Below are 26092 nucleotides of genomic sequence, written 5' to 3'. Positions count from 1 at the left end.
TTCAATCCTTCAACAATTCGAATTCAGTGACATGCAACGCGATCTGGGGGCTGCCCGGCCGGCGCCGGGCGAGAAACCCGGCGAACCGCGCCTCTCGCCCCTGCCCCGCGGCGGCGATCCTTTCTGCCAGGGACCCCACGCACACCGCCTCCACCTCGACCTCCACCCGGCGCGGATGGCCCGCTTCCATCTGCTCGGAACCGTGGCGAATGCGGAAGTCGAGGACCGGAATCCCTGCGGGCGTGCGCCGCAGGGGCGACAGGGCGGCGGCCCACCCCGACAGCACCACTTGATTCACCGCCCCTCAGCCCGCGCCCTCTTGGGCGTGGGCCGGCTTGTCCTCCTCCCGGACCGGGGCCACGGCGCGGGCTTTTTCCTCCTTCATCATGGGAGAAGGGGTCGTGACCGCTTCTCGCATCTTCACCACCAGATGGCGCAGCACCGCGTCGCTGAACTTGAAGCTGTGCACCAGCTCGTCCAGCGCCTTCTGGTCGCACTCTACGTTCATGAGGACGTAGTGGGCTTTGTGCACCTTCTCGATGGGATAAGCGAGTTGCCGCCGTCCCCAGTCCTCCAGGCGGTGGATCTTTCCGCCCCGGGAGGTCACCATGCTCTTGTACCGCTCGATCATGGCGGGCACCTGCTCGCTCTGATCGGGGTGGACGATGAACACGATCTCGTAATGCCGCATTGAGACTCCTTATGGGTTAAGCCCCCCGGCAATGCGAAACCGGTGGGGCAAGGTGATAAGGGCGAAGCATTATACGGATGTTTTTTCCATCGATCAAGGCGTTAGCTGCGCCTTGGCGAGCCCCGCGCGGCGCATGCGAGACTCGTACAGGCAGATCCCCGCCGCCACCGCCACGTTGAGGCTCTCCACTTGACCGCGCATGGGGATGCGCACCAAGGCATCGCACCTTTCCCGGGTGAGTCGCCGCAGCCCCTGACCCTCCGCTCCGAGCACCCAGGCCGCGCCCGCCTCCAACGGTAGCTCGGAGGGGAGGCGCTCTCCCGCGGAATCCGCGCCCCAGACCCATACCCGCCGTGCTTTGAGGGTCTCCAGGGTGCGGGCCAGATTGGTCACCGTCACGAAGGGAACCGTCTCGGCGGCCCCGCTCGCCACCTTGCGTACCGCGGGCGTCAATCCCACGGCCCGGTCCTTGGGCGCCACGATGGCGTGGACGCCGAAGGCGTCGGCCACCCGAAAGCAGGCCCCCAGGTTGTGGGGATCCTGCAGCCCGTCCAGCACCAGAAGGAGAGGAGGCTCGGCGAGCTTTTCCAGCAGCTCTTCCAAGGAAGCCGTCGCCCGCCAGGACGCCACCTGGGCCACCACTCCCTGATGCGCCGCGCGCCCGGTCAGGCCGTCCAGACGGCCCCGTTCCACGCGCAGCACCCGCACCCCGGCCGCTTCCGCCGCAGTCAGCAGCTCCCGCATCCGCCGGTCGTCGCGCCCCGCCTCCGCGTACAGGGTGCGCACGCTCTGGGGGTCCTGGCGCAGGCGGGCGAGCACTGCGTGGAAACCGTAGACCAGCGTCTGCCCCATCGTCTCAGGTCCGGCGGCCGCGCCGGGCGGGCTCTCTCCTTCGGCGCTGCTCGGGCACGTCCTCGGCCAGGACGAAGTCGATGCGGCTCGTCTCCAGGTCCACCTGGGCCACCCGCACCCGTACCCGGTCCGCCAGCCGGAACCGCCGCCCCGTGCGCTCTCCCAGCAGTTGGTGCCGCGCCGGGTCGTACTGGAAGTAGTCGTTGCCCAGCTCGGAGATGTGTACCAGACCTTCCACATAGACGTTGTCCAGCGAAACGAACAGCCCGAAGCTGGTCACCGCGCTCACCGTGCCTTCGAAGACCTCGCCCACCCGGTCCTTCATGTAGTAGCACTTGAGCCAGTTCTCCACGTCCCGGGTGGCCTCGTCCGCTCGCCGCTCGGTGAAGGAGACATGGCGGCCGATCTCCTCCCAGTTGCCCGGGGAGTAGCGTCTTCCCTTGAGCGCCGCTTTGATGGCGCGATGGATGAGCAGGTCGGCGTAGCGCCGGATCGGCGAGGTGAAATGGGTGTAGCGCTCGTAGGCGAGGCCGAAATGCCCCGCATTCTTGGGGCTATAGACCGCCTGCTGGAGGGAGCGCAGCATCACCGTCTGCAGCAGGCCCGCGTCGGGCCGGCCGTGGATCTTCTGCAGCAGCCGGGCGTAATCCTTGGCCGTCGGCGCGTCGCCTCCGCCCAGGGAGAGCCCGAACTCCCGCAGGAAATCCCGCAACGCCTCCAGTTTCTCCGGCGTCGGTCCCTCGTGTACCCGATACAGCATGGGATGGCCATGGCGGTCGAGGAAGTCGGAGGCGCACACGTTGGCCGCCAGCATGCACTCCTCGATCAGCCGGTGGGCGTCGTTCCTCTGCTCGGGCACGATGCGCTCGATGCGCCCTTCCTCGTTGAAGACGATGCGGGTCTCGATGGTCTCGAAATCAATAGCGCCCCGCCGGAGCCGGGCCGCCGCCAGAACCTTGTACAGGCGGTGGAGATCCTGGAGATGGGGCAACAGGGGCTCGAGCGCTCGCGCCTCTTCGCCCCCGGGATCGGCCAGGGCGGCAGCCGCCGCCGTGTAGGTTAGCCGGCCATGGGAGTGCATGACCGCCGGGTAGAAAGCATATTCGGCGATTTCGCCGCGGGCGTCCACCTGCATCTCGCAGGCGACGCACAAGCGGTCCACCCGGGGATTGAGGGAGCACAGGTGATTGGACAGCACTTCCGGCAACATGGGGATCACCCGCCGGGGAAAATAGACCGAGTTGCCCCGCTTGCGGGCTTCCAGGTCCAGGGGATCGCCGTGCCGCACGTAGTGGCTCACGTCGGCGATGGCCACCCACAGCCGGAAGCCTTTGCCCTCCCGCCGGCAATACACCGCGTCGTCGAAATCCCGGGCCGTCTCCCCGTCGATGGTGACCAGAGGCAGGGATCGCAGGTCTTTCCGGCCGCGCAGCTCCCGCCGCTCCACGTCCGGGGGAAATCCCTTGGTCGCCTCCTCTACCTCGGGCGGGAACACGTGGGGCAGGTGATACTTGCGCACCGCGATCTCGATCTCGATGCCGGGATCGAGGGCATGGCCGAGCACCTCCACCACCCGCCCGATGGGCTGGGTGTACTCGCTCGGCTGCTCCAGGATCTCCACCACCACGATCTGGCCGGGACGCGCCCCCAGGTCGTCGCCTTCGGGAATCAGGATGTCCTGGCTGATGCGCCGGTCCTCCGGCACGGCGTAGCGCACGCCCCGCTCGACGTGGAGCCGAGCCACCACCTCCCGGTTGGCCCGCTCCAGGACCTCCACCACCGTGGCCTCCCGCCGGCCGCGCCGATCGACCCCGGCCTCGCGCACCATCACCCGGTCGCCATGGAGCACCTTGCGCATCTCCCGGGGGCTCAGGAACAGGTCGCCCCCGCCCTCGTCGGGGATCACGAAGCCGTAGCCGTCGGGGTGCCCTTCGACCGTGCCCTTGATGAGGCCCAGCTTGCCGGCGACGCAGATGGCGTTCTTGCGATTGCGGATGATCTGGCCGTCGCGCTCCATGGCGGCGAGGCGTCGCTCGAACCCCTCTCGCTCGTGGGGTTTGATGTCGAGACGGGCGGCGAGCCGATCCAGGGGCATCGGCACCCCCTCTTCCGTCAATAGCCGGAGGATCAATGCCCGGCTCGGAACAGGATGGGCGTATTTCTTTTTCTCCTCCTCGAGCTGGGGATCAAGTGCGCGGATGGAGGCTGGTTTCGTTGACAATGACCGATGTTCCTTTAAAATTAAAACCTTTCAGTAGTGCTGCCAGCCGTGCCGAGATGGCGGAATTGGTAGACGCACTAGGTTCAGGTCCTAGCGGGGGCAACCCCATGGAGGTTCGAGTCCTCTTCTCGGCACCACCCTATTTCTCCTGGGGCGAATCTCGAACCGACGTGGTCTGCTGCCCGGCCGGTCCCGCGAACTCCGCGTAGCCCGCTTCTTCGATCGCCTTCACGGACGATCCCTGTTCTTCCCTCCCCCATCGCGGCGCCACGGGCCCGTTTCGGTCGGCAGCGGGTGTGCGCATGATACCCGCCTCGCCGCGGAAGAAGAAGTCTCGGGCAATCTCCTGTGCTCGCGGGAAACCCTGTCATGCTATGACAAGGAGCATGGATGCTGCCCGCTTCAAGCCCCTCAGGAGAGACCGCCTCGCGAAGGGACCACAAGCTCAGGAATCAATCAAGCCCGGGGGCCCGGTTCCTTCGGCGCCGAGGGCGACGAGAGCAGGAAGTGGCAGACACGGCCCCCCCGCACCATGCATTCCAGGTGCTCGACGCTCTGGACCGCCCCCAAGCCTTCCAGCAGCGCGTAATCGAAATGGCAGACTTCGGGAAAGGCGCGGGCCAGTTCGTGATAGACGCAGTTGGTGGCGACGATCTCGACGGCCTCGCTTGATCCTCCGGCGAGTCGGGCGTCGTAGCCAAGCTCGTTCATGATGCGCACCACCGCCTCGGCGCGCTCCGGTGGCGAGAGCCCGGCGAGCCGGGGCGAGATCTGCTCGATCACTCGGTAGGCGAGCCGACGCAGCCACTCGATCAGCCCCTCCTGCCCCATGTCCTGCTTGAGGGATTCCAGCAGCAGGGCCGAAAACCAGTGATATTGCTTCGGGAACAGATAATCACCCGCCGCGGTGAGCGCGTAAACGTGGCGCGGGCGACCGACGGATCGCCGCAGCACCTGCCTGTGGACGTAGCCGTCCCGCTCGAGCGCCGCGAGGTGCTGGCGTACGGCGGTGCGCGTGACCGACAGGCGCCCGGCGATGTCATCCACCGTGAGGCCGTCCTTTTCCCTCTGCAACAGCCACAGCAGCCCCTGCTGGGGCTCCGACAGGGCCTGAAGCGGGGCTGTCCCAGCGGTTGAGGGAGCCACGGTCAGCGGGGGCATGCCGGCCCTCCCGATGAGCTGAGACGAATCATCGACGAAGCGGGAAAGCCGCGCTGGGTTGGAACCAATCGACGTATATATCAGCCAGACGCCTAGCGCTATTGTAATGGCCAAAACGGCCCGCCGTGGCGAACCGATCCGACTAGGGGTGCGGCATGCAGAGAGACTCGTCCACCCCAGCGCTGGGAGGAAACGATTCGCGCCGAGATCTTCGGGTCCGGCGCGGCAGGCCCCGCCGGACCGCACCCATCACTGCTGCATGCGCTTGCGCTCTTCCGCCTTGTCAATCAGCCACAGGGTGATGTGGTAGTGGGGTTCCTCGACCCCCGGATGCCCGGGGTTGTAGTTCACGTCCACGTGGTTCACCTTCAGCGGCGGCAGCGACGCGCCCAGGTTCTCGTGGGCCTTGTACCCCTGAAAGTCCGTCATGGGGATCATGTAGACCACGTTGACCAGGTTCCCCTGCTTGTCGTACCCGAGAAAGGGGCCGACCGGAAGCGTCGCGGGATCCACGTAGAGGGTGCCGAGCCCGGGAATGAAGTCGGGCAGCTTCACCAGGGTGCTCACCTTTTTGAAATTCCCGGGGGGCTGACGATGGATGTCGGCGGCCCATCCCGGCCCGGCTGCCAGCATCGATGCCGTGACCAACGCCAACAAGAAGCGTGATGTGCGAGTCATGAACGGATCCTCCTTTTCACTGAAACTGAGTTGAAATCTTTGGGTTATGTGCACACCCGCAGGCATATTACCAGATATAAAAACATTTTGGAAAGTTTTATATGTTTTAACTTTCCATCGCTGTTCTCGAATCCCTCAGGAAGGCGAGCTCAGGCAGCATCCGCCGAAGCCTGGGGAGATTTTTCCAGCCGGATTCATCCGACCTTCGAAGTAATACATAAAAAGAATAAAAAAATAAATCTCTATTCTTTGAAATTATATAACTTGCGGTTATCCTGATCTCCGCCCGAGCGTGCGTCGAGCCCCTTTTGCTGCGTCTCCGAACAAATCGAGCATGAGCCGACTGGATGATCTGACCCTTCCCCTGAGCCGGGAGAAAGCCGAGCTCCTCCGTCGGCTTGTGGAAGGGCTTTCCCCGGAGCAAACCGCATGGGTGAGCGGCTACCTGGCCGGGTTATACGCTGGCCATCGGCCTGCCGCCGCGCCAGCGCTGGCGACCGAGGCCCAGCCGGAGGTGACGATCCTGTTTGGCTCCCAGACCGGCAACGCTAGGCAGTTGGCCCGGCGCTTGCAGGAGAAGCTGGCCCAGGCGGGCCTGCGGGCCAAGGTGGAAGACTTGGGCGTCTACAAGAAAAACCGGCTCAAGGCCGAGCGGCGCCTGCTGATCGTGACCAGCACCTACGGGGAAGGGGAACCTCCGGACAACGCCAAGGACTTCCACGAATTCCTGTTGAGCGGCCGGGCCCCCCGTCTGGAAGGCTTGCAATACGCGGTGCTCGCCCTGGGCGATCGGGGCTATGAGCGTTTCTGCCAGACGGGCCGGGATTTCGACGCCCGCCTGGAGGCCCTGGGGGCGCGGCGGCTGCACTCCCTCGCCGAGTGCGACGTGGACTTCGAGGAGACGGCCTCCGCCTGGATCGAGGCCGTGGTCGGGCGCCTCGCCGAGGAAGCGGGTCCGGTGCCGGCGCAAGTCCCGGCGCTTTCCTGGCCGGCGTTTCAGCCGGCGCTGAAGGGCGAACCCATTTACACGCGAAAGAATCCTTACCCGGCGCGACTCGCGGAAAACATCAAGATCACCGGCCGGGGTTCCACCAAGGACGTGCGCCACCTGGAGCTGGCGATCGAAGGCTCGGGGCTCGTCTTCGAGCCCGGTGATGCCTTGGGAGTGGTCCCCCGCAACTGCCCAGCGCTGGTGGAGGAAATCCTGGCGACGCTGGGGCTCGACGGGGCCGAGCCGGTCGCGCTACTCAAGGGGGACGAGACGAGCCTGGCGGAGGCGCTCGCTCGCGACTACGAGATCACCACCCTCACCCGTCCCTTCCTCGAACGCTGGGCCACCCTCTCCGGTGCAGCCGACCTGGCGGCGCTCGCCCGGGAGGAAAACCGGGACCGGCTGCGGGCGTTCCTGGCCGGGCGCGAGATCATCGACGTACTCCAGGCCTACCCGGTGCGAGGCTTGAAAGGGAGCGACTTTCTGAGCGCCCTGCGGCCCCTGCAGCCGCGGCTCTACTCCATCGCCTCCAGCTACGAGGCCGATCCCGACACGGTGCATCTCACCGTGGGCGTGGTGCGCTATGAAAGCCACGGGCGGACCCGCAAGGGCGTGGCGTCCACCTTCCTGGCGGAGCGGGTCGCCGAGACGGGCACCGTGCCGGTCTACGTCCACGCCAACGACAACTTTCGCCTGCCGGCCGACCCCGATGCGCCCATCATCATGGTGGGGGCGGGCACCGGCATCGCCCCGTTCCGGGCCTTCGTCGAGACTCGCCAGGCGAGGGGCGCCCGGGGCCGCAACTGGCTGATCTTCGGCGACCGCCATTTCCGCACCGACTTCCTCTACCAGCGGGAGTGGCTGGACTACCGCCGCCAAGGCTTCCTCCAGATCGACGTGGCCTTCTCGCGGGACGGCGCCACCAAGGACTACGTGCAGCACCGCCTGCTGGATCGAAGCCGGGCGCTCTACGCCTGGCTCGAGGAGGGCGCCCACTTCTACGTGTGCGGGGATGCGAGCCGCATGGCCCCTGACGTGCACGAAGCCCTGATCGAGGCGGTGCGCAGGGAAAGCGGCCGCAGCCGGGAAGACGCCGTCGCCTACGTGAAGGAGCTTCAGGCGGCGGGCCGCTACCAGCGGGACGTGTACTGATGGGCGAACCCTCGGCCCTCGGCCTCAAGCTCGCCGCCGAGGAGGCGCTCAAGGCCGCGAGCAACTTCCTGCGGGGCACCATCGCCATCGGCCTGGAGGACCCGGTCACCGGGGCGCTGGCCGAGGAGGACGCCAAGCTCCTCAAGTTCCACGGCAGCTACCAGCAGGACGACCGCGACCTGCGCCTGGAGCGCCAGCGCCAGAAGCTGGAGCCCGCCTATTGCTTCATGGTGCGGGTCAGGATGCCGGGAGGCGTGTGCACGCCGGCCCAGTGGCTGGCACTGGACGCTCTTGCCCGTGCCTACGCCAACGGCACGCTGCGCATCACCACGCGCCAGACTTTCCAGTTCCATGGCGTGCCGAAGCGCCATCTGAAACCCCTGATCGCCGGCATCAACCGGGCACTGCTCAACACCATCGCAGCTTGCGGCGACGTCAACCGCAACGTCATCTGCCACAACAACCCCTACCTCACGCCGGTGCACGGGGAGGTCCACCGCGTCGCCCAGGCCATCAGCGATCGCCTGCTGCCCCGTACCCGGGCCTACCGGGAAATCTGGCTGGACGAGAAGCCCCGGCCCGATGCACCGCCCGATGACGAGCCCCTGTACGGGCCGACCTACCTGCCGCGGAAGTTCAAGATCGGGCTCGCCGTGCCCCCGGTCAACGACGTAGACGTGTTCGCCCAGGACCTGGGCTTCATCGCCATCGCCGAGGGCGAAGGGCTTCTCGGCTTTAACGTCGCCGTGGGCGGGGGCATGGGCATGAGCCATGGAGAGCCGACCACCTACCCCCGGCTCGGGGACGTGATCGGCTTCTGCCCGCCGGAGAAGGCGGTGGAGGTGGCCGAGGAGGTGGTCAAGGTCCAGCGGGACTACGGGGACCGGACCAACCGCAAGCACGCCCGACTCAAGTATACCCTCGACGACCGGGGGCTCGACTGGTTCCGGGAGGAACTGGAGAAGCGGCTCGGCTGGCGCCTGGGGGCGCCCCGCCCGTTCCGCTTCGACTCGACCGGCGATCCCTTCGGCTGGTTCCAGGATCGGGAAGGAAACTGGCATCTCACCCTGTTCGTGATGAGCGGGCGCGTCCAAGACACCGAGGAAGCGCGGCTCATGACCGCCTTGCGGGAGATCGCCCGGCGGCACGACGGGGACTTCCGCCTCACCGCCAACCAGAACGTGACGGTGACCCACGTCAAGCCCGCCGACAAGGACGCCATCGACCGGATCTTGCGGGCCCATGGCGTGGAGCTTCCGGAAGGCATGAGCGCTCTGCGGCTCAATGCCCTGTCCTGCGTCGCCCTGCCCACCTGCGGGCTCGCCATGGCGGAAGCCGAGCGGTGGCTCCCGGCCCTGGTGGGACGCCTCGAAGGCGTGCTGGAGAACCTGGGCCTTCAGGAGACGCCCATCCTGCTGCGGGTGACGGGATGCCCCAACGGTTGCGCCCGGCCGTATCTCGCCGAGATCGGGCTCGTGGGCAAAAGCCTCGGTCGCTACAACCTGTACCTGGGGGCGAGTTTCACCGGAGAGCGGCTCAACCGGCTGTACCGGGAAAACCTGTCGGAAGACGAAGTGGTGGAGGTCCTCGCCCCTGTCCTCGAGCACTACGCTGCGAACCGCAACCCCGGCGAGCGCTTCGGCGACTTCGCCGTGCGCGCCGGCTACGTGAAGCCCGCACGCGCCGGCAGGGAATTCCACGACCCAAGCTGAGCATCCTGCGCCGGCGATGCTCCGCCATCGAACCCAAAGGAGAAGCGAATGGCCAACTACCTGCTGATCGAATCGCGGGATCCTTTCGATAGCAACGACGTCTCCAATTACTACCAGCTCGCCCGAGACCTCGCGCGGGAAGGCAACCAGGTCACCCTGTTCCTCGTTCAGAACGGCGTGCTGCCGGCCCGCCGCGGAGCGCGCTACCTGGGTCTTGCTGAGACGGCCCGCGCAGGAGTGACAGTGCTCGCCGACGAGTTCTCCCTGCGGGAGCGGGGCATCCCTGTAGACCGCCTGGTGGAGGGCGTGGCGGCCGCGGACCTGGAGGTGGTGGTGGACCAGCTCGCCGCCGGCACCAAGACCCTCTGGCATTGAAAGGAGAAAAACCATGGCGACCCGCAAAACCCTGACCTTCGCCTTGATGGATCCCCCTTACGAGAACGCCCGCAGCACCACGGCGCTGCGGCTCATCGCCATCGCAGCCCGGCGCGGCTATCGGATCAACGTGTTTGCCTACGAAGGCGCGGTCTGTCTGCCGTTCGCCAAACAGGCGCCCCACGCCAACGCCGTGCACGGGCGGGACGTGGAGGAGGAGAACCACCCGTTGCCGCGCAAGTGGATCGCGGCCCTGATGAAGGAGGCCAAGGAAAACGGCGGCAGCCTCGACTGGGTGAACTGCGGGCTGTGCGTCGATGAGCGGGGCGTCGGCGAGGCCATCGAGGGGGTGCGCCGGGGGAGCCCGGCCGACTTCTGGAAAATGGCCGAGTCCTCCGATAACACCCTGGTCATCCCGACGAAGTAAGGAGGAAGGCGATGAAGGTGCTCAACGTCATCGAAACGGCCTACCGCGCAACCCTTGAAGAGCAGGACGACACCATCGTGTGGCTGACCCACGCGATGAAGGGCGCCGGCGCCGATCTGGACGTGCTGTTGCGGGGAAACGCAGTGAGCTACGGCTTGAAAAACCAGGACGCCTCGGGGCTCGCCTTCGGCGCGGAGGTCCAGACCCAGCCGCCCCGCATCGCCGAGGACCTGGGCAAGCTGGTGGCGAAAGGGGTCCACGTCTACATCGTGTCCGAGGATCTGGCCGAGCGGGGGATCGATCGAGCAGATCTGATCGAAGGCTTGACGCCCATCCCCCGCGCCGGCATCGCCGGCCTGCTCGGGAAGTACGACCAGATCTGGCACTGGTAACCGCCCCGCCGGCCGGGCGATACCTGGATCGAGGGCCGATCAGGCGGCCGCCTCGAACGGGTGCCGCAGCACGATGGTCTCTTCCCGCTCGGGCCCGGTGGAGATGAGATCCACCGGCACGCCGCAGATGGCCTCGATCCGGGCCAGGTAGTTGCGTGCCGCCTTCGGCAGATCCTCCAGGCGCTTCAGCCCCACGGTGCTCTCCTTCCAGCCCGGCACCTCCTCGTAGACGGGCTCGCATTCCGCCAGGGCGTCCGCGCCGGCCGGCAGCAGGTCGTAGCGGCGCTCGCCGACGCGGTAGCCCACGGCGAGCCGTAGCCTCTCCACCCCATCCAGCACGTCCAGCTTGGTCACGCATAGCCCCGATACGCCGTTGATCTGGATCGAGCGCTTGAGCGCCGCCGCGTCGAACCAGCCGCAGCGCCGGGGACGGCCGGTGGTAGCGCCGAACTCGTTGCCCCGGGCCGCCAGATACCGCCCCGTGTCGTCGATCAGCTCGGTGGGAAAGGGACCGCCGCCCACCCGGGTGGTGTACGCTTTCGTGATCCCGAGGATGTAATGCAAGGCGTTGGGCCCCACGCCGGCCCCGGCTGCAGCCGCGCCGGCCACGCAGTTGGACGAGGTGACGTAGGGATAGGTGCCATGATCGATGTCCAGCAGGGTTCCCTGGGCGCCTTCGAACAGCAGGTTCTTGCCGCTGCGGTTGGCTTCGTAGAGCAGCCGCGGCACGTCCGCCACCAGGGGCTTGATGCGCTCGGCGAGGGACAGGGTCGTGTCCACCGTTTCCTGGAAATCCACCGTGGGAGCGCGGAAATAATGGGCCAGCATGAAGTTGTGATAATCCAGAATCTCCCCCAGCTTGGCGGCGAAGCGGTCCCGGTGGAACAGGTCCTGCAGCCGCACCGCCCGGCGCGCCACCTTGTCCTCGTAGGCCGGACCGATACCGCGGCCGGTAGTGCCGATCTTGGCCTCCCCCTTGGCCGCTTCCCGGGCCCGGTCCAGGGCTACGTGGCAAGGCAGGATCAGAGGGCAGGCTTCGCTTACCCGCAGCCGGCCGCGCACGTCGACCCCCGCCGCCTCCAGCATGTCGATCTCCTCCACCAGGGCCTGGGGGGAGACCACCACCCCGTTGCCGATGAAACATTCCACCCCGTCGCGCAGGATGCCCGAGGGGATGAGGTGCAGGACGGTCTTTTGACCGTCGATCACCAGGGTGTGGCCGGCGTTGTGCCCGCCCTGGAAGCGCACCACCCCCTGGGCGTGATCGGTGAGCCAGTCCACCACCTTGCCCTTGCCCTCGTCGCCCCACTGGGTACCCACCACCACAACGTTCCTCGACATGGTCTTCATCCTGACTGCGGATTGATCACGAACCGCGCCTCGGCACCACCTGCCAGCGCCCGTCCAACCGCTTGAGCTCCCGGTCGCAACCGAGCTCGTTCCGGAACGCCTCGTGGCCCGGGAGATCGACGATCACCACCTCCCCCCGGGAGCGCAGCGCCTCGATCGCCTGGGCCAGGCCCGGATCCTGGGAGCACGGGGCCAGGATGCGCGAACGGGCCGGAGCCTGAGGAAGATACGGCGAGAGTTGTCGCAAGTCCAGGCTGAAGCCGGTGGCCGGCCGCGCGCGTCCGAAGGCGCTGCCCACCTCGTCGTAGCGCCCGCCCTGGGCGATGGCGCTGGGGCACCCCGGTCCGTAGGCGGCGAAAACGGCGCCGCTGTGGTAGTAGTAGCCCCGGAGTTCGGCCAGATCGAAGCATAGTTCCCCCACCATGGGCGCGAGGGCCGAGGCGATGGATTCCAGGTCGTCCAGCGCCCGCCGGATCTCCGGCAGCGCCGGAAGCCTGCGCCGCGCTTCGTCGAGCACCTCCGGTCCTCCGTACAGCTCTGGCAGCAGGCGCAAGGCGGCGGCGATGGGCGCCGGCGCGCCCGCGGCCAGCGCCTCCACCTGGGGAACGTCTTTCGCTTGCAGCGCCTTGAACAAGTCCGATTCCAGGGCGTCCGTGAGCCCTCCCTCCCGGGCGAGGGCCCGGTACACGCCCACGTGCCCCAGATCCAGGTGCACCGGAGGCGCCCCCAGCAGGCGCAGAGCCTTGAGCATCAACTGCTGGATTTCCACGTCGCTCTCCGGCCCCGGGTGGCCATAGATCTCGGCGCCCACTTGCAGGGGCTCCCGAGTGCCGGTGAGGTTCGACGGCAGGGCCCGCAACACGCTCCCCGCGTAGCACAGCCGGGCCACCCCCTGGCGGTTCAGGAGATGGGCGTCGATGCGGGAGACCTGGGGCGTGGTGTCCGCCCGCACCCCCATCAGGCGCCCGGACAACTGGTCCACCACCTTCAGCAACTGCAGGTCCAGGTCGCTTCCAGTACCGGAGAGCAACGACTCCACGTACTCCACCAGAGGCGGCATGACCAGCTCGTAGCCGTGCACCTCGAACAGGTCCAGCAGCATGCGCCGCGCCCGCTCCAGCCGCGCCGCTTCGGGGGGCAGGATGTCCTGAATGAATTCGGGGAGAATCCAACTGCGCATCGTTCGCAAGCTCAACTGTGCCGCTAAGAGCCCATGAGGGCGAGGAGCAGCAGGCCGCACAGCATGGAGGACAGCCCGATGAAGCGGATCTGTCCGTCGCTCATCTCGGTGAGCTTCCTGAACGCCTCGCGCCAGAGATTCGGCGCGAGAAAGGGAAGAATGCCCTCGAGCACCAGCATGAGACCCACGGCAAGCAGCAGGTTACTGAGCACGACGTCCCTCCCCGCGGCGGCGGTGCGCACCGCCGCCGCGGGCTATTTCCTGCCCCGGTTGGGATTGTTCAGGTACTTGAAGAAGTCCGAGTTCGGTTCGAGCAGCAGTACGTCGCTCTTACTGCGCAGGCTCTGGCGGTACGCCTCCATGCTCCGGTAGAAGGCATAGAATTCGGGATCTTTCTCTAGAGCGCGGGCGTAGATGGCGGTCGCCTTCGCATCGCCGTCACCCTTGATGCGCTGGGCGTCCCGATACGCCTCGGCGATGATCACCTCCCGCTGCCGGTCGGCGTCCGCCCGGATGCGCTCGGCTTCCGCTGCGCCGGTGGCGCGCAGCTCGTTCGCCACCCGTTTGCGCTCCGCTTCCATGCGCCGATACACCGCCTCGCTCACCTCCTGGGGAAGGTCCACGCGTTTCAACCGTACGTCCACCACCTGGATGCCGATCTTGCGCGCGTCCTGGTCGGCCCGCTCCCGCTGGATTTCCATGATCTTGTCCCGCTCGCCGGAGACCACCTCGTGCACCGAGCGCTTGCCGAACTCGGCGCGCAGCCCGTCGTTGATGGTCTGCTGCAGGCGCGTCTGGGCCCGCAGCTCGTCGCCCGCGACCGATACGTAATACTGCTTGGGATCGACGATGCGCCACTTGACGAAGTAGTCCACCAGCACGTTTTTCTTCTCGGACGTGAGGAAGCGCTCCGGGTCCGGCGTGTCGAAAGTGAGAATACGGGTATCGAAGTAACGCACGTTCTGCACCAGCGGCAGCTTGAAGTACAACCCCGGCTCCTTGGTGACCTTGACCACCTCCCCGAGCTGGAAGACCAGGGCGTCTTGCCGCTCGTCCACCGTGTAGACGCACAGGCTTCCGACGATCAGCGCTACGACGACGCCGACGGCCAGGGTTCCGAGGTTTTTCACGGCCGCGTCTCCCTGTCACGGCTGCGGAAGGCGTCGCGGGACCGTCCGCCAGTCGCGTCCGTGCCGTAGTCCTGCGTGGCCGGCGCTCGGCCCGCGGCCACGGCGTCCGCTGCGGCGCCCGCGCCGGCCGCCTGCAGCAACTGGTCCAGGGGCAGCATCAACAGATTGCCCCCCGTCTTCTGGTCGATGAGAACTTTCGAGGTGTTGGCCAGCACCTGCTGCATCGTCTCCAGGTACAGGCGCTCCCGGGTCACCGCGGGGGCTTTCGCATACTCGGCCTGCAACTGGCGGAAGCGGCTGGCGTCGCCCTCCGCTCGGGCGATGACTTGCGCCCGATACGCTTCCGCCTCCTCCATCAACCGCGCCGCGGTCCCGCGCGCCCTCGGAATCACGTCATTGGCGTACGCCTGGCCCTCGTTAATCAGCCGCTCCCGGTCTTGGCCCGCCTTCACCGCATCGTCGAAGGCGGCCTGCACCTGCTCCGGCGGCTGGGCGTTCTGCAGGTTGACCTTGCTCACCTGGATGCCGGTGCCGTAGCGATCCAGGATGTCCTGCATCAGCTTGTGGGCCCGGGCCGCCACTTCCTCGCGGCCCTCGTAGAGAACGAAGTCCATCTTGCTCTTGCCCACCACTTCCCGGAAGGCGGTTTCGGCGGCCTGGCGCACCGCCTCATCCGGGCCGCGGTTGTTGAACAGGTAGTCCTCGGGACTCTTCAGGATGTATTGCACGGCGAACTGGATGTCGACGATGTTCTCGTCGTCGGTGAGCATGAGGGCTTCTTTCAGCACCTTGCTGCGCACGTCGTTGCGGTAGCCGACCTCCACCGTACGTACCTGGGACAGGTTCACGATCTCCACCGTCTCGATGGGATAGGGAAGGTGCCAGCGGGGACCGGGCAGGGTGGTTTCCGCGTATTTGCCGAAGCGCAGAACCACGCCGCGCTGGCTCGCGTCCACGATGTAGAAGCCGCTGGCGAGCCACACCAGCAGGACCAGCCCGAACAGGAAACCGAATCCGCCCTTGACCGGTCCGGAGGGCGGGCCGCCGCCATCGTCGGGACGGCGGCGCCCGCCGAAAAGCCCGGCGAGCTTCTGCTGCACGGAGCGCCACAGCTCGTCCAGGTCCGGCGGGCCCTGGCGGCCCCGTCGCCCCCATTGGGGATCATTCATGAGAGAGGGTTCCCGAAATCGCGATGCTAAGGAATCAAAGGCCGTGTAAAGCGCTGGAGCGGCGATCGGCCGGCTCCGGCGGTTGCATCTCGACGCCCGCGTCCTGGGGGAAGCGTTCGGCCACGGCCGCCCGTACGAGATCCAGGCCGGCGCCCGTCAGTGCACTCGCGCGAACGCGCGCAATCTTACCATATTCATCCCGCTCCACCCCCGCGGGAAGCCCGACGAGATCGGTCTTGTTGAGCACCACGATCTGGGGAATCGCGTCGGCGCCGATTTCCGCCAGCACCTTGTTCACCTGAGCGATGTGGGTTTCCCGCTCGGGGCTAGAAGCATCCACCACGTGCAGCAGGAGGGAGGCCCGCGCCGTCTCCTCCAGGGTGGCGCGGAAAGCGGCGATCAAGGTGTGGGGCAGATCGCGGATGAATCCCACCGTGTCCGAGAGCACCACCGGCGGGCAATCCGGAAGGAACAGGCGCCTCGTGGTGGTGTCCAGGGTGGCAAAGAGCTGATCGGCGGCGTAGGCATGGCCGTCGGCCAGGGCGTTGAACAGGGTCGATTTGCCGGCGTTGGTATAGCCCACCAGGGAGACCGGGATCACCCGAGCCCGCTCTCGGGAGCGCCGCTGCACCGCCCGCTGCTGGCCAAGCCGGGCGAGCTTGTCCTTGAGCACCTTGACCCGCCGAGCCACCAGCCGCCGGTCGGTCTCCAATTGGGTCTCCCCCGGGCCCCGCAGCCCGATGCCGCCTTTCTGCCGCTCCAAGTGGGTCCAGCCTCGCACCAGCCGGGTCGAGAGGCGCTCGAGCTGGGCGAGCTCCACCTGCAGCTTTCCTTCGTGGCTGCGGGCGCGTTGGGCGAAGATGTCGAGGATCAAGGCGGTGCGGTCCACCACGCGGCACTGGAGCGCCCGCTCCAGGTTGCGCTCCTGGACGGGCGAGAGGTCGTGGTTGAGCACTACCAGGGAAGCCCCCAGGCGCGCCACCAGGTCCCGCACCTCGGCCACCTTGCCGCTCCCGGCGTAGGTGGCCGGGTCGGGCCGCTCGCGGCGGCCCGAGACCACCGCAGCCACCGCGAGGCCGGCGCTCGTGGCGAGGAGCTTCAATTCTTCGAGGGAGTCCCGAAAGCCGGGATCGCCCGGATCGATGCCGACGAGGACCGCCCGATCCCCATCGGCCGGCCGATCAAGCATCAGATGCGGAGCCTTGGTCGTAAGGAATGCTGACAGGGCGAGAGGGCACCACGGTGGAAATGGCGTGCTTGTACACCATTTGGGTCACCGTGTTCTTGAGCAGCACCACGTACTGGTCGAACGAATCGATCTGCCCCTGGAGCTTGATCCCGTTCACCAGATAAATGGAAACGGGGATGTGCTCCTTGCGCAGAATGTTCAAAAAGGGGTCTTGTAACGTTTGCCCTTTCGAGCTCATGGGTTCTCCGATTTTTCTGGTCTTGCAAGCCCTTACTCTATCCCAATTGCCCGCTCAAATAAACCCAGCGCGCAAGCCATCCCGAAATTCGACTGCGGCGCAGAATAGGGGTTCAACGCCGGGCCCTCGGCGCGTAGGGATTGGGGCCCACCCGGAACACGACCCGCAGGGGCGTGCCCTCGAGCTGGAACTCCCGGCGGAAACTGTTCTCCAGGTAGCGCCGATAGCTCTCCGGCAATCGCTCCAAGGCGTTGCCGTGGATCACGATGAGGGGCGGATTGCTGCCCCCTTGATGGGCATAGCGGAGCTTGGGCCGCACGATGCCCGCCCGGGGCGGCGGCTGCTTCGCCGCCAGCGCCTGCAGCAGCCGGGTGAGCTTGGGGGTGGAAAGCTTGGCCATGGCGGAGCGGTAGGCCTCGTCCACCGAGCGCATGAGGGCACCCACCCCTGTTCCCTCCCGGGCCGAGATGTAGTGGAAGCGGGCGAAACTCAAGAACTCCAGCTTGCGCTCGATCTCCTTCTTGACCTCATCCCGCCGTTCGGCCGGGAGCCCGTCCCATTTGTTGACCGCCACCACCAAGGCCCGGCCCGCCTCCAGGACAAACCCGGCGATGTGGGCGTCCTGCTCGGCCACCTCGCTACGGGCGTCCAGCACCAGGATCACCACGTGGGCGGCCTCGATGGCCTGGAGGGTCTTCACCACGGAAAACTTTTCCGCGGGCTCCTCGATCCGGCCCCGGCGCCGCAGGCCCGCGGTGTCAACCAGGGTATAGGTGCGCCCGTCCCGCTGGAACTCCACGGCGATGGCGTCTCGGGTGGTACCCGGCTGGTCGTAGACCACCAGGCGCTCTTCGCCCAGGAGGCAGTTCACCAGGGTCGACTTGCCCACGTTGGGGCGCCCCACCACCGCGATGCGCGGGTGTTCGGCGGCGGGCTCCTCCGGAGCCTCGCAAGGAAAGTCGGCCAGGGCCTGCTCCACCAGCTCCACTACCCCGTCCCCGTGGGCCGCGGAGATGGGAATGGGCTCGCCCAGGCCCAGCTCGAAGAATTCCGCCCGGGCGATCTCGGGGGGGAGCCCTTCCGCCTTGTTGACGGCGACGAGGGTCCTGCGGCCCCGCCGCCGCAGCTCCTCCGCGATGGCCCGGTCCTGGAGCGTCAACCCCTCGCGTGCGTCCGTAAGGAACACCACCACGTCCGCCTCGTCCACGGCGAGGCGCGCCTGCCGGGCCATTTCCGCCAGGATGCCTTCCTGGGCGTCGGGCGCGAGGCCTCCCGTGTCTACCACCAGAAAAGGCTTCGCCCCGAGCCGGCCGTGGCCGTAATGCCGGTCTCGGGTGAGCCCCGGCAGGTCCGCCACCAGGGCCTCCCGGGATCGCGTCAGGCGATTGAACAGGGTGGACTTTCCCACGTTGGGTCGCCCGACCAGGACCAGGGTGGGTTTCATGGGTCCGTCATTGCCGTAGTCGGGGGCGCTTTTTACTGGATGCGCAGCAGCACCAGGGCACCGCCAGTGGTCTGCACCAGCAGTCCGCCCTCCACCCGCGTGGGCGGGGCGGCGATGGGGCTTCCGTCCGTCGCAACGCGGGCGGCAAAGCCACCGTCGTCCGCGTTGAGCAGATGCACGTAGCCCTCCAAGTCTCCCACCGCCACGTAAGGACCCAGGCTGGTGGGCCGGGTGAGCCGGCGGCCGGTGAGCTTCTCCTGGCGCCAGAGGGTGGCGCCCCGGCCAAGCTCCAGGCCTATGACCTCGCTGCGGTCGGTGGTGACGTAAAGCCCCCGGCCGTCCACGTCCAGGCCGGCGTAGCTGGAGATGTCCCGGGCCCACAAGAGGTTTCCGTTGCGCACGTCGAAGCAGGCGGTCCGTCCCTGGAACGCGGCGGCGCACACTTCGGCGGCCGCCACCTCGGGGGTGCTGGCCACGTCGGCGATGCGCTCCAGCTCGGTGGCGCCCCGGGGCTGGGCCACGGTGGCTTCCCAGCCCACCAGGCCATCGGCGAGGCGCAGGGCCACGAGCTTCCCTCCGGGAAAGCCCGCGAACACGGCGCCCCGCTCCACCGCCACCCCGGCGAAGCTGCGCACGCTCAGGGCGGGAGGCGTCCGCTGATACACCCAGCGGCGCTTGCCCGAGTCCGCCTCCAGGGCGAAGACCCGCCCGTCGGCCCCCCGCACCACCGCGATGCCCTCGGCCACCTGGGGCGGGCTCAGGATCACGGTGCCGATGGCCGCGGTCCAGTGGGGCTTGCCGTCTTGCCCGTAGGCCAGCACTTCCCCGTCCCGGGTCCCCACCAGCACCAGGTCCCCCCCGGCGCCGACCCCGCCGGTGAGCGGCTTTCCGGTGTCCACCCGCCACACGGTTTGCCCACTGTCGGCGGCGAAGCGGGTCAGCGTCCCGTCGGCGGATGCGCCATAGACGGCACCGCCCACGGCGGCCGGGGCCAGGGCGAGCTGGGGCGAGCGGCCCACGGCGGCGCGCCAGACCACTTCCAGCCGGGCGCTCGCCTGAATCGGGGTCAGGGGGCTGGGTTTGATGGCCGGCTCCGAGCGTCCGAACCAGCCCACCACGGTAGAACAGCCGGTGAGAAGAAGCCCTGCCAGGAACCATCCTGCAAGCGCGCGCCTCATGCCCCCTCCAGGGCGTCCAGCTTGAGCTCGATCAGGTTGCGCAGCGGCTCGCCCGGCCCGCTCTTTTCCAGGGCCCGCTGGTACGCTTTGCGCGCCTCTTCCCTTTTGCCCTGGGCGGCCAGCACGTCGCCGCGCAAGTCGTCGTAGAGCCGGGCATAGGGGGTCGTGTCCTCGGCGGGAAGCAGCGCCAGGGCCTGGTCGAACTTCCCCTCTTCCAAGAGGATGCGGGCGAGGCGCAGGCGCGCCGTGGCCCGCAGCGCCTCTTCCCTGGCCTGCTCCATCACCCAGGTGAGCTTCCCCTTGGCGGATTCCAGGTCCCCGCGCTCGTAACTCGCCTTGGCCGCCGCCAGCGCCGCCCGCGCCGCGTAAGGGGAGCGGGGATAGCGGCTGCGCAGCTCGGCCGCTCCCGCCTGGAGCTTTTCGGCGTCGTTGGCGAGGATCGCTGGCTCCAGGGTGGCGTAAGCCTGGGCGGCGGCCAGGGACTGCTGGGTCTGGTAGTAGCGCCAGCCGTAGATCCCCCCTACGGTGGCGACGAGCACCACCACCGCCAAGATCACCAGCCGGCCGTTGTCCTTCCACCACGCCGCCAGCCGGGCCAGTTGCTCCTGTTCCTCGAAATCGTAAACGCTCATCCGTCGCCTTTTTTCGTTCCGGTCAAACCTGGTTGAGGGCCGCGCTGGGTGACTTCCAGACCTCTTCCCGCAGCCATTGGGCCACCCCGGCGATCGGTACCCGCACCTGGGGCTGGGGGATGCGCAAGGGCTTCACGCTCACTTCGCCCGCCTGGAGCTCGTCTTCGCCGAGGATCACTGCCACCTGGGCGCCGCTCGCGTCGGCCTTTTTCATCTGGGACTTGAAACCGCCGCCACCGCAGTGGAGCACCACCCGAAGGCCCGCGTCGCGTAAGGCCTCGGCCACTCGGGGCGCCAGGTCGCTCGCCCGCTCCCCTTGGTGGACCAGGTACACGTCCACCGGAGCCGGGGCAGGCTCCTCCTTCTCCGCCAGCAACGCCAGCAACCGCTCCACCCCCATGGCGAAGCCGCAGGCGGGCGTGGGCTTGCCGCCCAACTGCTCCACCAGGCCGTCGTAACGCCCGCCGGCGCACACCGTCCCCTGGGCCCCGAGCCGGTCCGTCACCCACTCGTAGACCGTGCGGTTGTAGTAATCCAGCCCGCGCACCAGCCGGGGGTTCACCCGGAATTCCACGTCCAGGGTCCGGAGCATGGACTGGAGCGTCTCGAAGTGCTCGAGGGATTTCTCGTCCAAGTCGTCCATCAGCCGGGGCGCCCCTTCGATCAGGGACTGCATGGCGGGATTCTTGCTGTCCAGGATGCGCAAGGGATTGGTGCGCAGCCGCCGGCGGGAATCCTGGTCGAGCGCGTCCAGGTGGGCCTCGAAGTAGCGGGTGAGGCGATCCCGGTAGCGGGCGCGGGCCTCGCTGGAGCCCAGGGTGGAGAGCTCCAGGCGGATGCCTTCCAGGCCCAACATGCGCCAGAGCCTGCGGGCCATGACGATGTGCTCGGCGTCGATGTCGGGCCCTTCGAAGCCCAGCGCTTCCACCCCCACCTGGTGGAACTGGCGGTAGCGCCCCTTTTGCGGCCGTTCGTGGCGGAACATGGGGCCGCTGTAGTATAGCCGCTGGGGTCCCGCGTAGAGCAGGTTGTGCTCCAGCACCGCCCGCACGCAGGAGGCGGTGCCCTCCGGCCGCAGGGTGAGGCTTTCCCCGTTGAGGGCGTCGACGAAGGTGTACATCTCCTTCTCGACGATGTCGGTCACCTCGCCGATGGAGCGCACGAATAGCTCCGTGCGCTCCACCAGGGGCATGCGGATCGGGCGGTAGCCGTAGCGCCGCAGCCAGTCGCGCACCGTGTCCTCGAAGCGCTCCCAGGCGAGGGCTTCCTCGGGCAGGATGTCGTTCATCCCGCGAATCGCCTGGATATGGGTGCTCATGGGATCGGCCTCGAATCGATCGGCGCCGCCGCGGGGCGGCGTCCTGCTGGAACGGGGCTCAGCGCGGGGCTCCCGCCGGTTCGCCCGCGGGCGCCGCCTCCGCCGCCGGGGCCGCCGGAGAACCGTAGCGGGTCGCCACGTACTGGTCGATGATCGCCTGGAACTCTTCGGCGATGCGTTCGCCCTTCAAGGTCACCGTCTTCACCCCGTCCACGTAGACCGGAGCCACCGGAACTTCCCCCGTGCCGGGCAGCGAGATGCCGATGTTGGCGTGCTTGCTCTCCCCGGGCCCGTTCACCACGCACCCCATCACTGCCACGGTCAGGCTCTCCACCCCCGGATAGCGGGCACGCCAGGCCGGCATCTGGGCGCGCACGTAGCGCTGGACGCTCTGGGCCAGGCTCTGGAAGAAGGTGCTGGTGGTGCGGCCGCAGCCGGGGCAGGCCACCACCAGGGGAGCGAAGGCCCGCAGGCCCATGGTCTGCAGCAGCTCTTGGGCCACCACCACCTCCTGGGTGCGGTCGCCGCCCGGCTCCGGGGTGAGGGAGATGCGGATGGTGTCGCCGATGCCCTCCTGCAAGAGCACCGCCAAGGCGGCGCTAGAGGCCACGACTCCCTTGGTGCCCATGCCCGCCTCGGTCAGCCCCAGGTGCAGGGGGTAGTCGCAGCGGCGGGCGAGCTCTCGGTAGACGGCGATGAGATCCTGCACCCCGCTCACCTTGCAGGAGAGGACGATGCGGTCCCGGGGCAGCCCCAGGCGCACCGCCTGCCCGGCGCTCTCCAGGGCGGAGGCGACCAGGGCCTCCCGGGTCACGGCCGCCGCCGACAGGGGCTCCTGGCGCTTCGCGTTTTCGTCCATCAGCCGCGCGAGGAGCTGGGGATCCAGGCTGCCCCAGTTGACGCCGATGCGCACCGGCTTTCCGTACCGGCAGGCGGTCTCGATCATGACGGCAAACTGGCTGTCCCGCCTGGAACCGTGCCCCACGTTGCCGGGATTGATGCGGTATTTCGCCAGCGCCTCCGCGCAGGCCGGGAACTGGGTGAGAAGCTTGTGGCCGTTAAAGTGGAAATCCCCCACCAGGGGCACGGGGCAGCCCCACCGGTCCAGGCGCTCCCGGATGCGGGGCACTTCTCGCGCCGCCTCGGCGGTGTTCACCGTGATGCGCACCAGCTCCGAGCCCGCCCGGGCCAAAGCCAGAACCTGCCGGGCCGTAGCCTCCCCGTCCGCCGTGTCCGTATTGGTCATGGATTGAACCACGATGGGGGCGCCCCCGCCGATCACCACCCGGTCTACGCGGACGGGCAGGCTTTTCCGCCGTTCATCGACACCGTAGCGCATAAAACCCTTCTTACTCCAGGACAAGGCGCGCCACTTCGGCGCGGGTGTAAGGGGCAAGATCCACTGGCTTGCCGTTGTATTCCACGGCTACCTGGGTCGCGTTGCCCACCACCAGGGAAAGGGGCGGCGTGCCCTCCACCCTTTGCTCGGTCCCGGCCGGGTTGATCCGGGAGAGCAGTACTTGGCCGTCCCGGTCTCGAATCTCCACCCAGGCCTCCTTTTTGAACACGAGCCGCACGGAGCCCGGGGCCGGAGAAGGCGCCGGTTCCTGGGGAGCGGGCGCTTGCGCCTCGGCACCGGCCGCGGCCAGCGGAGCGGCGCCGGCCGCGGAGGCAACCGGGTCTGGAGGGGAAGCGGGAGCGTTTCCGGAGGAACTTGCTCCGGCGAAGACCCCCGGCTCGACCGCCGTGGGCGGAGGTACGGGAGGAGCCACTTCCGGTGTCGGGGGTGGCGCTAGGGGCTGCTGGCGGTAGGTCTCGTACAGCAGCCAAGGGATCACCAGCAGCATCAGTCCGGCGAGCAGCAGGTAACGGTGCCAGCTTCCTTCCTTGCCGCTGGCGAACGGAATGTTCTCGATGGGCGGAAGGATGGCCGAGGGGCGCTCTTCGGGCAGCCGTTCTTCCAGCTCCGCCAGCAGGGGCTCGGGATCCAGGTGCAGCGCCTTGGCGTAGTTGCGTATGAAGCCGCGCACGAAGGTGTTACCCGGAAGCCGTTCATAGTCGTCGGCCTCCAGCGCTTCCACCTGCCTGGGCGTCAGCTTGAGCTGGCGCCCGAGGTCGGCCACGGACAAGCCCTGGCGCCGTCGCTCCTCCGCCAGCCGGCGGCCGGGGCCTGGCTTCTCGAGGGTATCCCTGTCCTGGTAACGATCCATGGCTTACAAATCGCCCGACTCCAACGCCCGGGCCTCCTTCGACTGGGGGAAGCGGTTGCGCAACTGGGCCGCGTAGCTCGCCTCCGCCTGGCGATCTCCCCGCCGGCGCTCGATCCGCACGCCCAAGGCCAGGCTTTCCGCATCCGGCTGGGCGATCTGCAGGTAGCGGGTGAGATAGGCGTGGGCGTCGTCGAAACGGCCGTTTCCGTAGGCGATCTCCGCCATCGCCCGCAGGGCCTGGGGCTGGGACGGCTGGACCTGCAAGGCTTTCTCGAAAAATTCCTGGGCGCGCTTGCGGTCCCCCATCCGCTGGGCGCAATCCCCCGCGTTCACATAGGCCAGCTCCGGCGTGCGGTACAGGGGATTGCGCAGGGCCTGCAGAAGGTGGCCGATGCCCTCCTCCCCCCGGTTGCGCTGGCACAAGAACAGGCCGTAGTTGTTGCGCGCTTCGGAGTCGTTGGGATTAAGGGCGAGGGCCCGGAGGAAGTTCTGCTCGGCGAGCTTGGGCTCCCCCAGGGCCGCGTAGACCAGTCCCAGGACGTTGTACGCCGGTCCGTAGTTGGGGTCCGCCGCGAAGGCCGCGTTCAGCTCCTCCAGCGCCACGCCGAGCTGGCCGCGGCTGTAATAGCCGGCGCCCAGTTGAGTGTGGATTTCCGCCCGGTAGCGGGACTGGGTCTGAGCCTGCTCGGGGGCGTGCTGCACTGGGGGCGGCAAAGCGCAGGCGGCGAGGATAAAGGCGGCGAGGGCCACCGGGATTCCGGGCTTCACGGGGTCGCCTCCAGGGCGCGCCGCAGCCGGCGGCGGGTGCGGTCCTGCACCCGTCCCGCCAATTGACCGCAGGCCGCGTCGATCCTCTCGCCCCGGGTTTTGCGAATGGTAGCCACCCGGCCGGCGGCGAGCAGCCGGTCGCGGAAGGTGGCGATCACCGAGGCGGGGGAAGTCTCGAACCCGGCGTTCGGGAACGGATTGAACGGGATCAGGTTGAACTTGCACGGCACGTCCCGGGTGAGCTCGATCAGGGCTTCGGCGTGGGCGAGGCGATCGTTGACCCCCGCCAGCATCACGTACTCGAAGGTGACGAAATCCCGGGGCGAGCCGAGCCGCCGCCACTTGCGGCCGGCGAGGACCGGCTCGCCCCGGCTCGCCCTCTCCCCCGCTTCCACATAGCGGCGGCACGCCGCCATCAGCTCCTTCAGGGGGTACTTGCGGTTGATCGGCACCAGGTAGCTGCGCAGATCGTCGTCGGGCGCGTGAAGGGACACGGCCAGCGCCACCGGACAGCGCTCCCGCAACCGGTCGATGGCGGGCACGATGCCCGAGGTGGACAGGGTCACCCGGCGCCGGGATAGGCCGTAGGCGTCGTCGTCCAGCATGAGGTCCAGCGCCCGCACCACGTGGTCGAAGTTGAGCAGCGGCTCTCCCATTCCCATCAGCACCACGTTGGTCACCGGCCGCTCGGCCAGCCCTTGCCGTGCCAGCACCTTGCGGGCCCACCACAACTGGGCGATGATCTCGGCGGTGGTGAGGTTGCGGTTGAAGCCTTGGCGCCCTGTGGCGCAGAAGCGGCACTCCAGGGCGCAACCCACCTGGCTAGAAACGCACAGAGTGCCCCGATGGGCATCGGGGATGAACACCGTCTCGATGGCGTTGTCGCCCCCCACCCGGAGCAGCCACTTGATGGTGCCATCCGGCGAACGCTGCTCGCTCACCGCTTCCGGTGCCCGGATCTCCGCCACCTGGGCCAAGCGCTCCCGCAGCCCCTTGGCCAGATCGGTCATGGCGTCGAAGCGCTCTTCCCCCCGCTGGTGGATCCAGCGCAAAAGCTGCCGGGCGCGGAAAGGTTTCTCTTCCAGACTGGCGAGGAAGGCCTCAAGTTCCTCGGGATTGAGACCCAGCAGGTTGACCGCCATGGACGAGCAAACCACCCCTATCGGGAATAGATTTCCGAGCTGGGGAAAAAGTACGCGATCTCCATCGCCGCGGTCTCCGGGCCGTCGGAGCCGTGAACCGCGTTGGCGTCGATGGTGGAGGCGAAATCGGCCCGGATGGTGCCGGGAGCCGCTTTTTTCGGGTCGGTCGCCCCCATCAGCTCCCGGTTTTTCGCGATGGCGTCCTCCCCCTCCAGCACCTGAATCATGACCGGTCCGGAAGTCATGAATTTCACCAGATCCCGAAAAAAAGGCCGCTCCCGGTGCACGGCGTAAAAGCCTTCCGCTTCCCGCTCCGATAAATAGGCCATCTTGGCCGCCACGATCTTGAGTCCCGCGGCTTCGAAGCGGGAATAGATCTTGCCGATGATGTTCTTCTCGACTGCGTCGGGTTTGATGATCGACAACGTGCGTTCAATAGCCATCCAAAACCCCAAAAAATAAAGGAGTTAACAAGGTGCGGAAAAGGTTGCG

Annotated in this window: 27 protein-coding genes and 1 tRNA gene; 6 read left to right on the top strand and 22 right to left on the bottom strand. The window is 67.7% G+C overall.

The window, feature by feature from the left end; all coding sequences use genetic code 11:
• Nucleotide 1 precedes the first annotated feature (1 nt).
• The 4 genes from priB to rnr form a co-directional block, all read right to left on the bottom strand.
• Complete coding sequence (priB, locus tag ACTFO6_RS13235; RefSeq protein WP_439934915.1) at nt 2–298, bottom strand: primosomal replication protein N; 297 nt, start codon at nt 296–298, stop codon at nt 2–4.
• Nucleotides 299–304: 6 nt separating this feature from the next.
• Nucleotides 305–691 carry a 30S ribosomal protein S6 gene (gene rpsF / locus ACTFO6_RS13230; protein ID WP_439934914.1) on the bottom strand — a complete coding sequence of 129 codons (387 nt, stop codon included), beginning with the start codon at nt 689–691 and terminating at the stop codon, nt 305–307.
• Nucleotides 692–784: 93 nt separating this feature from the next.
• Nucleotides 785–1543 (bottom strand): 23S rRNA (guanosine(2251)-2'-O)-methyltransferase RlmB, encoded by a 759-nt coding sequence (rlmB, locus tag ACTFO6_RS13225; RefSeq protein WP_439934913.1) that lies wholly within the window; start codon nt 1541–1543, stop codon nt 785–787.
• A gap of 4 nt (nt 1544–1547) precedes the next feature.
• Nucleotides 1548–3764 carry a ribonuclease R gene (gene rnr / locus ACTFO6_RS13220; protein WP_439934912.1) on the bottom strand — a complete coding sequence of 739 codons (2217 nt, stop codon included), beginning with the start codon at nt 3762–3764 and terminating at the stop codon, nt 1548–1550.
• 50 nt (nt 3765–3814) lie between these two features.
• Between rnr and ACTFO6_RS13215 the strand changes: the two genes are divergently transcribed.
• Nucleotides 3815–3901, top strand: a tRNA-Leu gene (locus ACTFO6_RS13215).
• 319 nt (nt 3902–4220) lie between these two features.
• Here the strand turns inward: ACTFO6_RS13215 and ACTFO6_RS13210 are convergent.
• On the bottom strand, nt 4221–4925 hold the full coding sequence (locus tag ACTFO6_RS13210; protein WP_439934911.1) for a helix-turn-helix transcriptional regulator: 705 nt from the start codon (nt 4923–4925) through the stop codon (nt 4221–4223).
• A 249-nt stretch (nt 4926–5174) separates the two neighbouring features.
• Nucleotides 5175–5603, bottom strand: a complete 429-nt coding sequence (locus ACTFO6_RS13205) for a hypothetical protein (RefSeq protein WP_439934910.1) — start codon at nt 5601–5603, stop codon at nt 5175–5177.
• A gap of 334 nt (nt 5604–5937) precedes the next feature.
• Between ACTFO6_RS13205 and ACTFO6_RS13200 the strand changes: the two genes are divergently transcribed.
• From ACTFO6_RS13200 to ACTFO6_RS13180, 5 genes are read left to right on the top strand one after another with little or no spacing between them, the layout of a single operon-like run.
• Nucleotides 5938–7746 carry an assimilatory sulfite reductase (NADPH) flavoprotein subunit gene (locus ACTFO6_RS13200; RefSeq protein WP_439934909.1) on the top strand — a complete coding sequence of 603 codons (1809 nt, stop codon included), beginning with the start codon at nt 5938–5940 and terminating at the stop codon, nt 7744–7746.
• Nucleotides 7746–9458 (top strand): NADPH-dependent assimilatory sulfite reductase hemoprotein subunit, encoded by a 1713-nt coding sequence (locus ACTFO6_RS13195; RefSeq protein ID WP_439934908.1) that lies wholly within the window; start codon nt 7746–7748, stop codon nt 9456–9458. Before ACTFO6_RS13200 ends, ACTFO6_RS13195 begins: the two co-directional genes overlap by 1 nt.
• Nucleotides 9459–9506: 48 nt before the next feature.
• The gene (locus tag ACTFO6_RS13190; protein ID WP_439934907.1) at nt 9507–9833 is read left to right on the top strand and encodes a sulfur reduction protein DsrE; all 327 of its coding nucleotides are present in this window, start codon (nt 9507–9509) and stop codon (nt 9831–9833) included.
• A 13-nt stretch (nt 9834–9846) separates the two neighbouring features.
• A complete protein-coding gene (locus ACTFO6_RS13185; RefSeq protein WP_439934906.1) occupies nt 9847–10260 on the top strand; it encodes a DsrE/DsrF/TusD sulfur relay family protein in 414 nt (137 codons plus the stop codon).
• A gap of 11 nt (nt 10261–10271) precedes the next feature.
• A complete protein-coding gene (locus ACTFO6_RS13180) occupies nt 10272–10652 on the top strand; it encodes a hypothetical protein (RefSeq protein ID WP_439934905.1) in 381 nt (126 codons plus the stop codon).
• Between the two features lie 39 nt (nt 10653–10691).
• On the opposite strand, the gene ACTFO6_RS13175 is transcribed toward ACTFO6_RS13180, so the two are convergent.
• The 16 genes from ACTFO6_RS13175 to ndk form a co-directional block, all read right to left on the bottom strand.
• Nucleotides 10692–11993 (bottom strand): adenylosuccinate synthase, encoded by a 1302-nt coding sequence (locus ACTFO6_RS13175; RefSeq protein ID WP_439934904.1) that lies wholly within the window; start codon nt 11991–11993, stop codon nt 10692–10694.
• 25 nt (nt 11994–12018) lie between these two features.
• Nucleotides 12019–13182 carry an ATP phosphoribosyltransferase regulatory subunit gene (locus ACTFO6_RS13170; protein WP_439934903.1) on the bottom strand — a complete coding sequence of 388 codons (1164 nt, stop codon included), beginning with the start codon at nt 13180–13182 and terminating at the stop codon, nt 12019–12021.
• A gap of 23 nt (nt 13183–13205) precedes the next feature.
• Nucleotides 13206–13394 carry a DUF2065 domain-containing protein gene (locus ACTFO6_RS13165; RefSeq protein ID WP_439934902.1) on the bottom strand — a complete coding sequence of 63 codons (189 nt, stop codon included), beginning with the start codon at nt 13392–13394 and terminating at the stop codon, nt 13206–13208.
• A gap of 42 nt (nt 13395–13436) precedes the next feature.
• On the bottom strand, nt 13437–14312 hold the full coding sequence (hflC, locus tag ACTFO6_RS13160; protein ID WP_439934901.1) for a protease modulator HflC: 876 nt from the start codon (nt 14310–14312) through the stop codon (nt 13437–13439).
• A complete protein-coding gene (hflK, locus tag ACTFO6_RS13155; protein WP_439934900.1) occupies nt 14309–15481 on the bottom strand; it encodes an FtsH protease activity modulator HflK in 1173 nt (390 codons plus the stop codon). The genes hflC and hflK overlap by 4 nt, the downstream gene beginning before the upstream one ends.
• Nucleotides 15482–15515: 34 nt before the next feature.
• A complete protein-coding gene (hflX, locus tag ACTFO6_RS13150; protein ID WP_439934899.1) occupies nt 15516–16670 on the bottom strand; it encodes a GTPase HflX in 1155 nt (384 codons plus the stop codon).
• Nucleotides 16663–16908, bottom strand: a complete 246-nt coding sequence (hfq, locus tag ACTFO6_RS13145) for an RNA chaperone Hfq (protein WP_333844496.1) — start codon at nt 16906–16908, stop codon at nt 16663–16665. Before hfq ends, hflX begins: the two co-directional genes overlap by 8 nt.
• Nucleotides 16909–17020: 112 nt before the next feature.
• The gene (der, locus tag ACTFO6_RS13140) at nt 17021–18352 is read right to left on the bottom strand and encodes a ribosome biogenesis GTPase Der (RefSeq protein ID WP_439934898.1); all 1332 of its coding nucleotides are present in this window, start codon (nt 18350–18352) and stop codon (nt 17021–17023) included.
• Nucleotides 18353–18384: 32 nt separating this feature from the next.
• A complete protein-coding gene (gene bamB, locus ACTFO6_RS13135) occupies nt 18385–19530 on the bottom strand; it encodes an outer membrane protein assembly factor BamB (RefSeq protein ID WP_439934897.1) in 1146 nt (381 codons plus the stop codon).
• A complete protein-coding gene (locus tag ACTFO6_RS13130) occupies nt 19527–20162 on the bottom strand; it encodes a YfgM family protein (RefSeq protein WP_439934896.1) in 636 nt (211 codons plus the stop codon). The genes bamB and ACTFO6_RS13130 overlap by 4 nt, the downstream gene beginning before the upstream one ends.
• 22 nt (nt 20163–20184) lie before the next feature.
• Nucleotides 20185–21480, bottom strand: coding sequence for a histidine--tRNA ligase (gene hisS / locus ACTFO6_RS13125; protein WP_439934895.1), 1296 nt, complete (start codon nt 21478–21480; stop codon nt 20185–20187).
• A gap of 58 nt (nt 21481–21538) precedes the next feature.
• Nucleotides 21539–22819 (bottom strand): flavodoxin-dependent (E)-4-hydroxy-3-methylbut-2-enyl-diphosphate synthase, encoded by a 1281-nt coding sequence (gene ispG / locus ACTFO6_RS13120; protein ID WP_439934894.1) that lies wholly within the window; start codon nt 22817–22819, stop codon nt 21539–21541.
• 10 nt (nt 22820–22829) lie between these two features.
• Nucleotides 22830–23690 carry a helix-turn-helix domain-containing protein gene (locus ACTFO6_RS13115; RefSeq protein WP_439934893.1) on the bottom strand — a complete coding sequence of 287 codons (861 nt, stop codon included), beginning with the start codon at nt 23688–23690 and terminating at the stop codon, nt 22830–22832.
• A 3-nt stretch (nt 23691–23693) separates the two neighbouring features.
• The gene (pilW, locus tag ACTFO6_RS13110; protein ID WP_439934892.1) at nt 23694–24458 is read right to left on the bottom strand and encodes a type IV pilus biogenesis/stability protein PilW; all 765 of its coding nucleotides are present in this window, start codon (nt 24456–24458) and stop codon (nt 23694–23696) included.
• The gene (gene rlmN, locus ACTFO6_RS13105) at nt 24455–25600 is read right to left on the bottom strand and encodes a 23S rRNA (adenine(2503)-C(2))-methyltransferase RlmN (protein WP_439934891.1); all 1146 of its coding nucleotides are present in this window, start codon (nt 25598–25600) and stop codon (nt 24455–24457) included. The genes pilW and rlmN overlap by 4 nt, the downstream gene beginning before the upstream one ends.
• Before the next feature lie 17 nt (nt 25601–25617).
• A complete protein-coding gene (ndk, locus tag ACTFO6_RS13100) occupies nt 25618–26043 on the bottom strand; it encodes a nucleoside-diphosphate kinase (RefSeq protein ID WP_439934890.1) in 426 nt (141 codons plus the stop codon).
• Nucleotides 26044–26092 lie beyond the last annotated feature (49 nt).

This window comes from Pelomicrobium sp. G1 (assembly GCF_051905455.1).
GTDB lineage: Bacteria > Pseudomonadota > Gammaproteobacteria > Burkholderiales > UBA6910 > Pelomicrobium.
The sequence above is the reverse complement of the archived record's forward strand: the minus strand, read 5'-3'. Positions and strand labels throughout refer to the sequence as shown.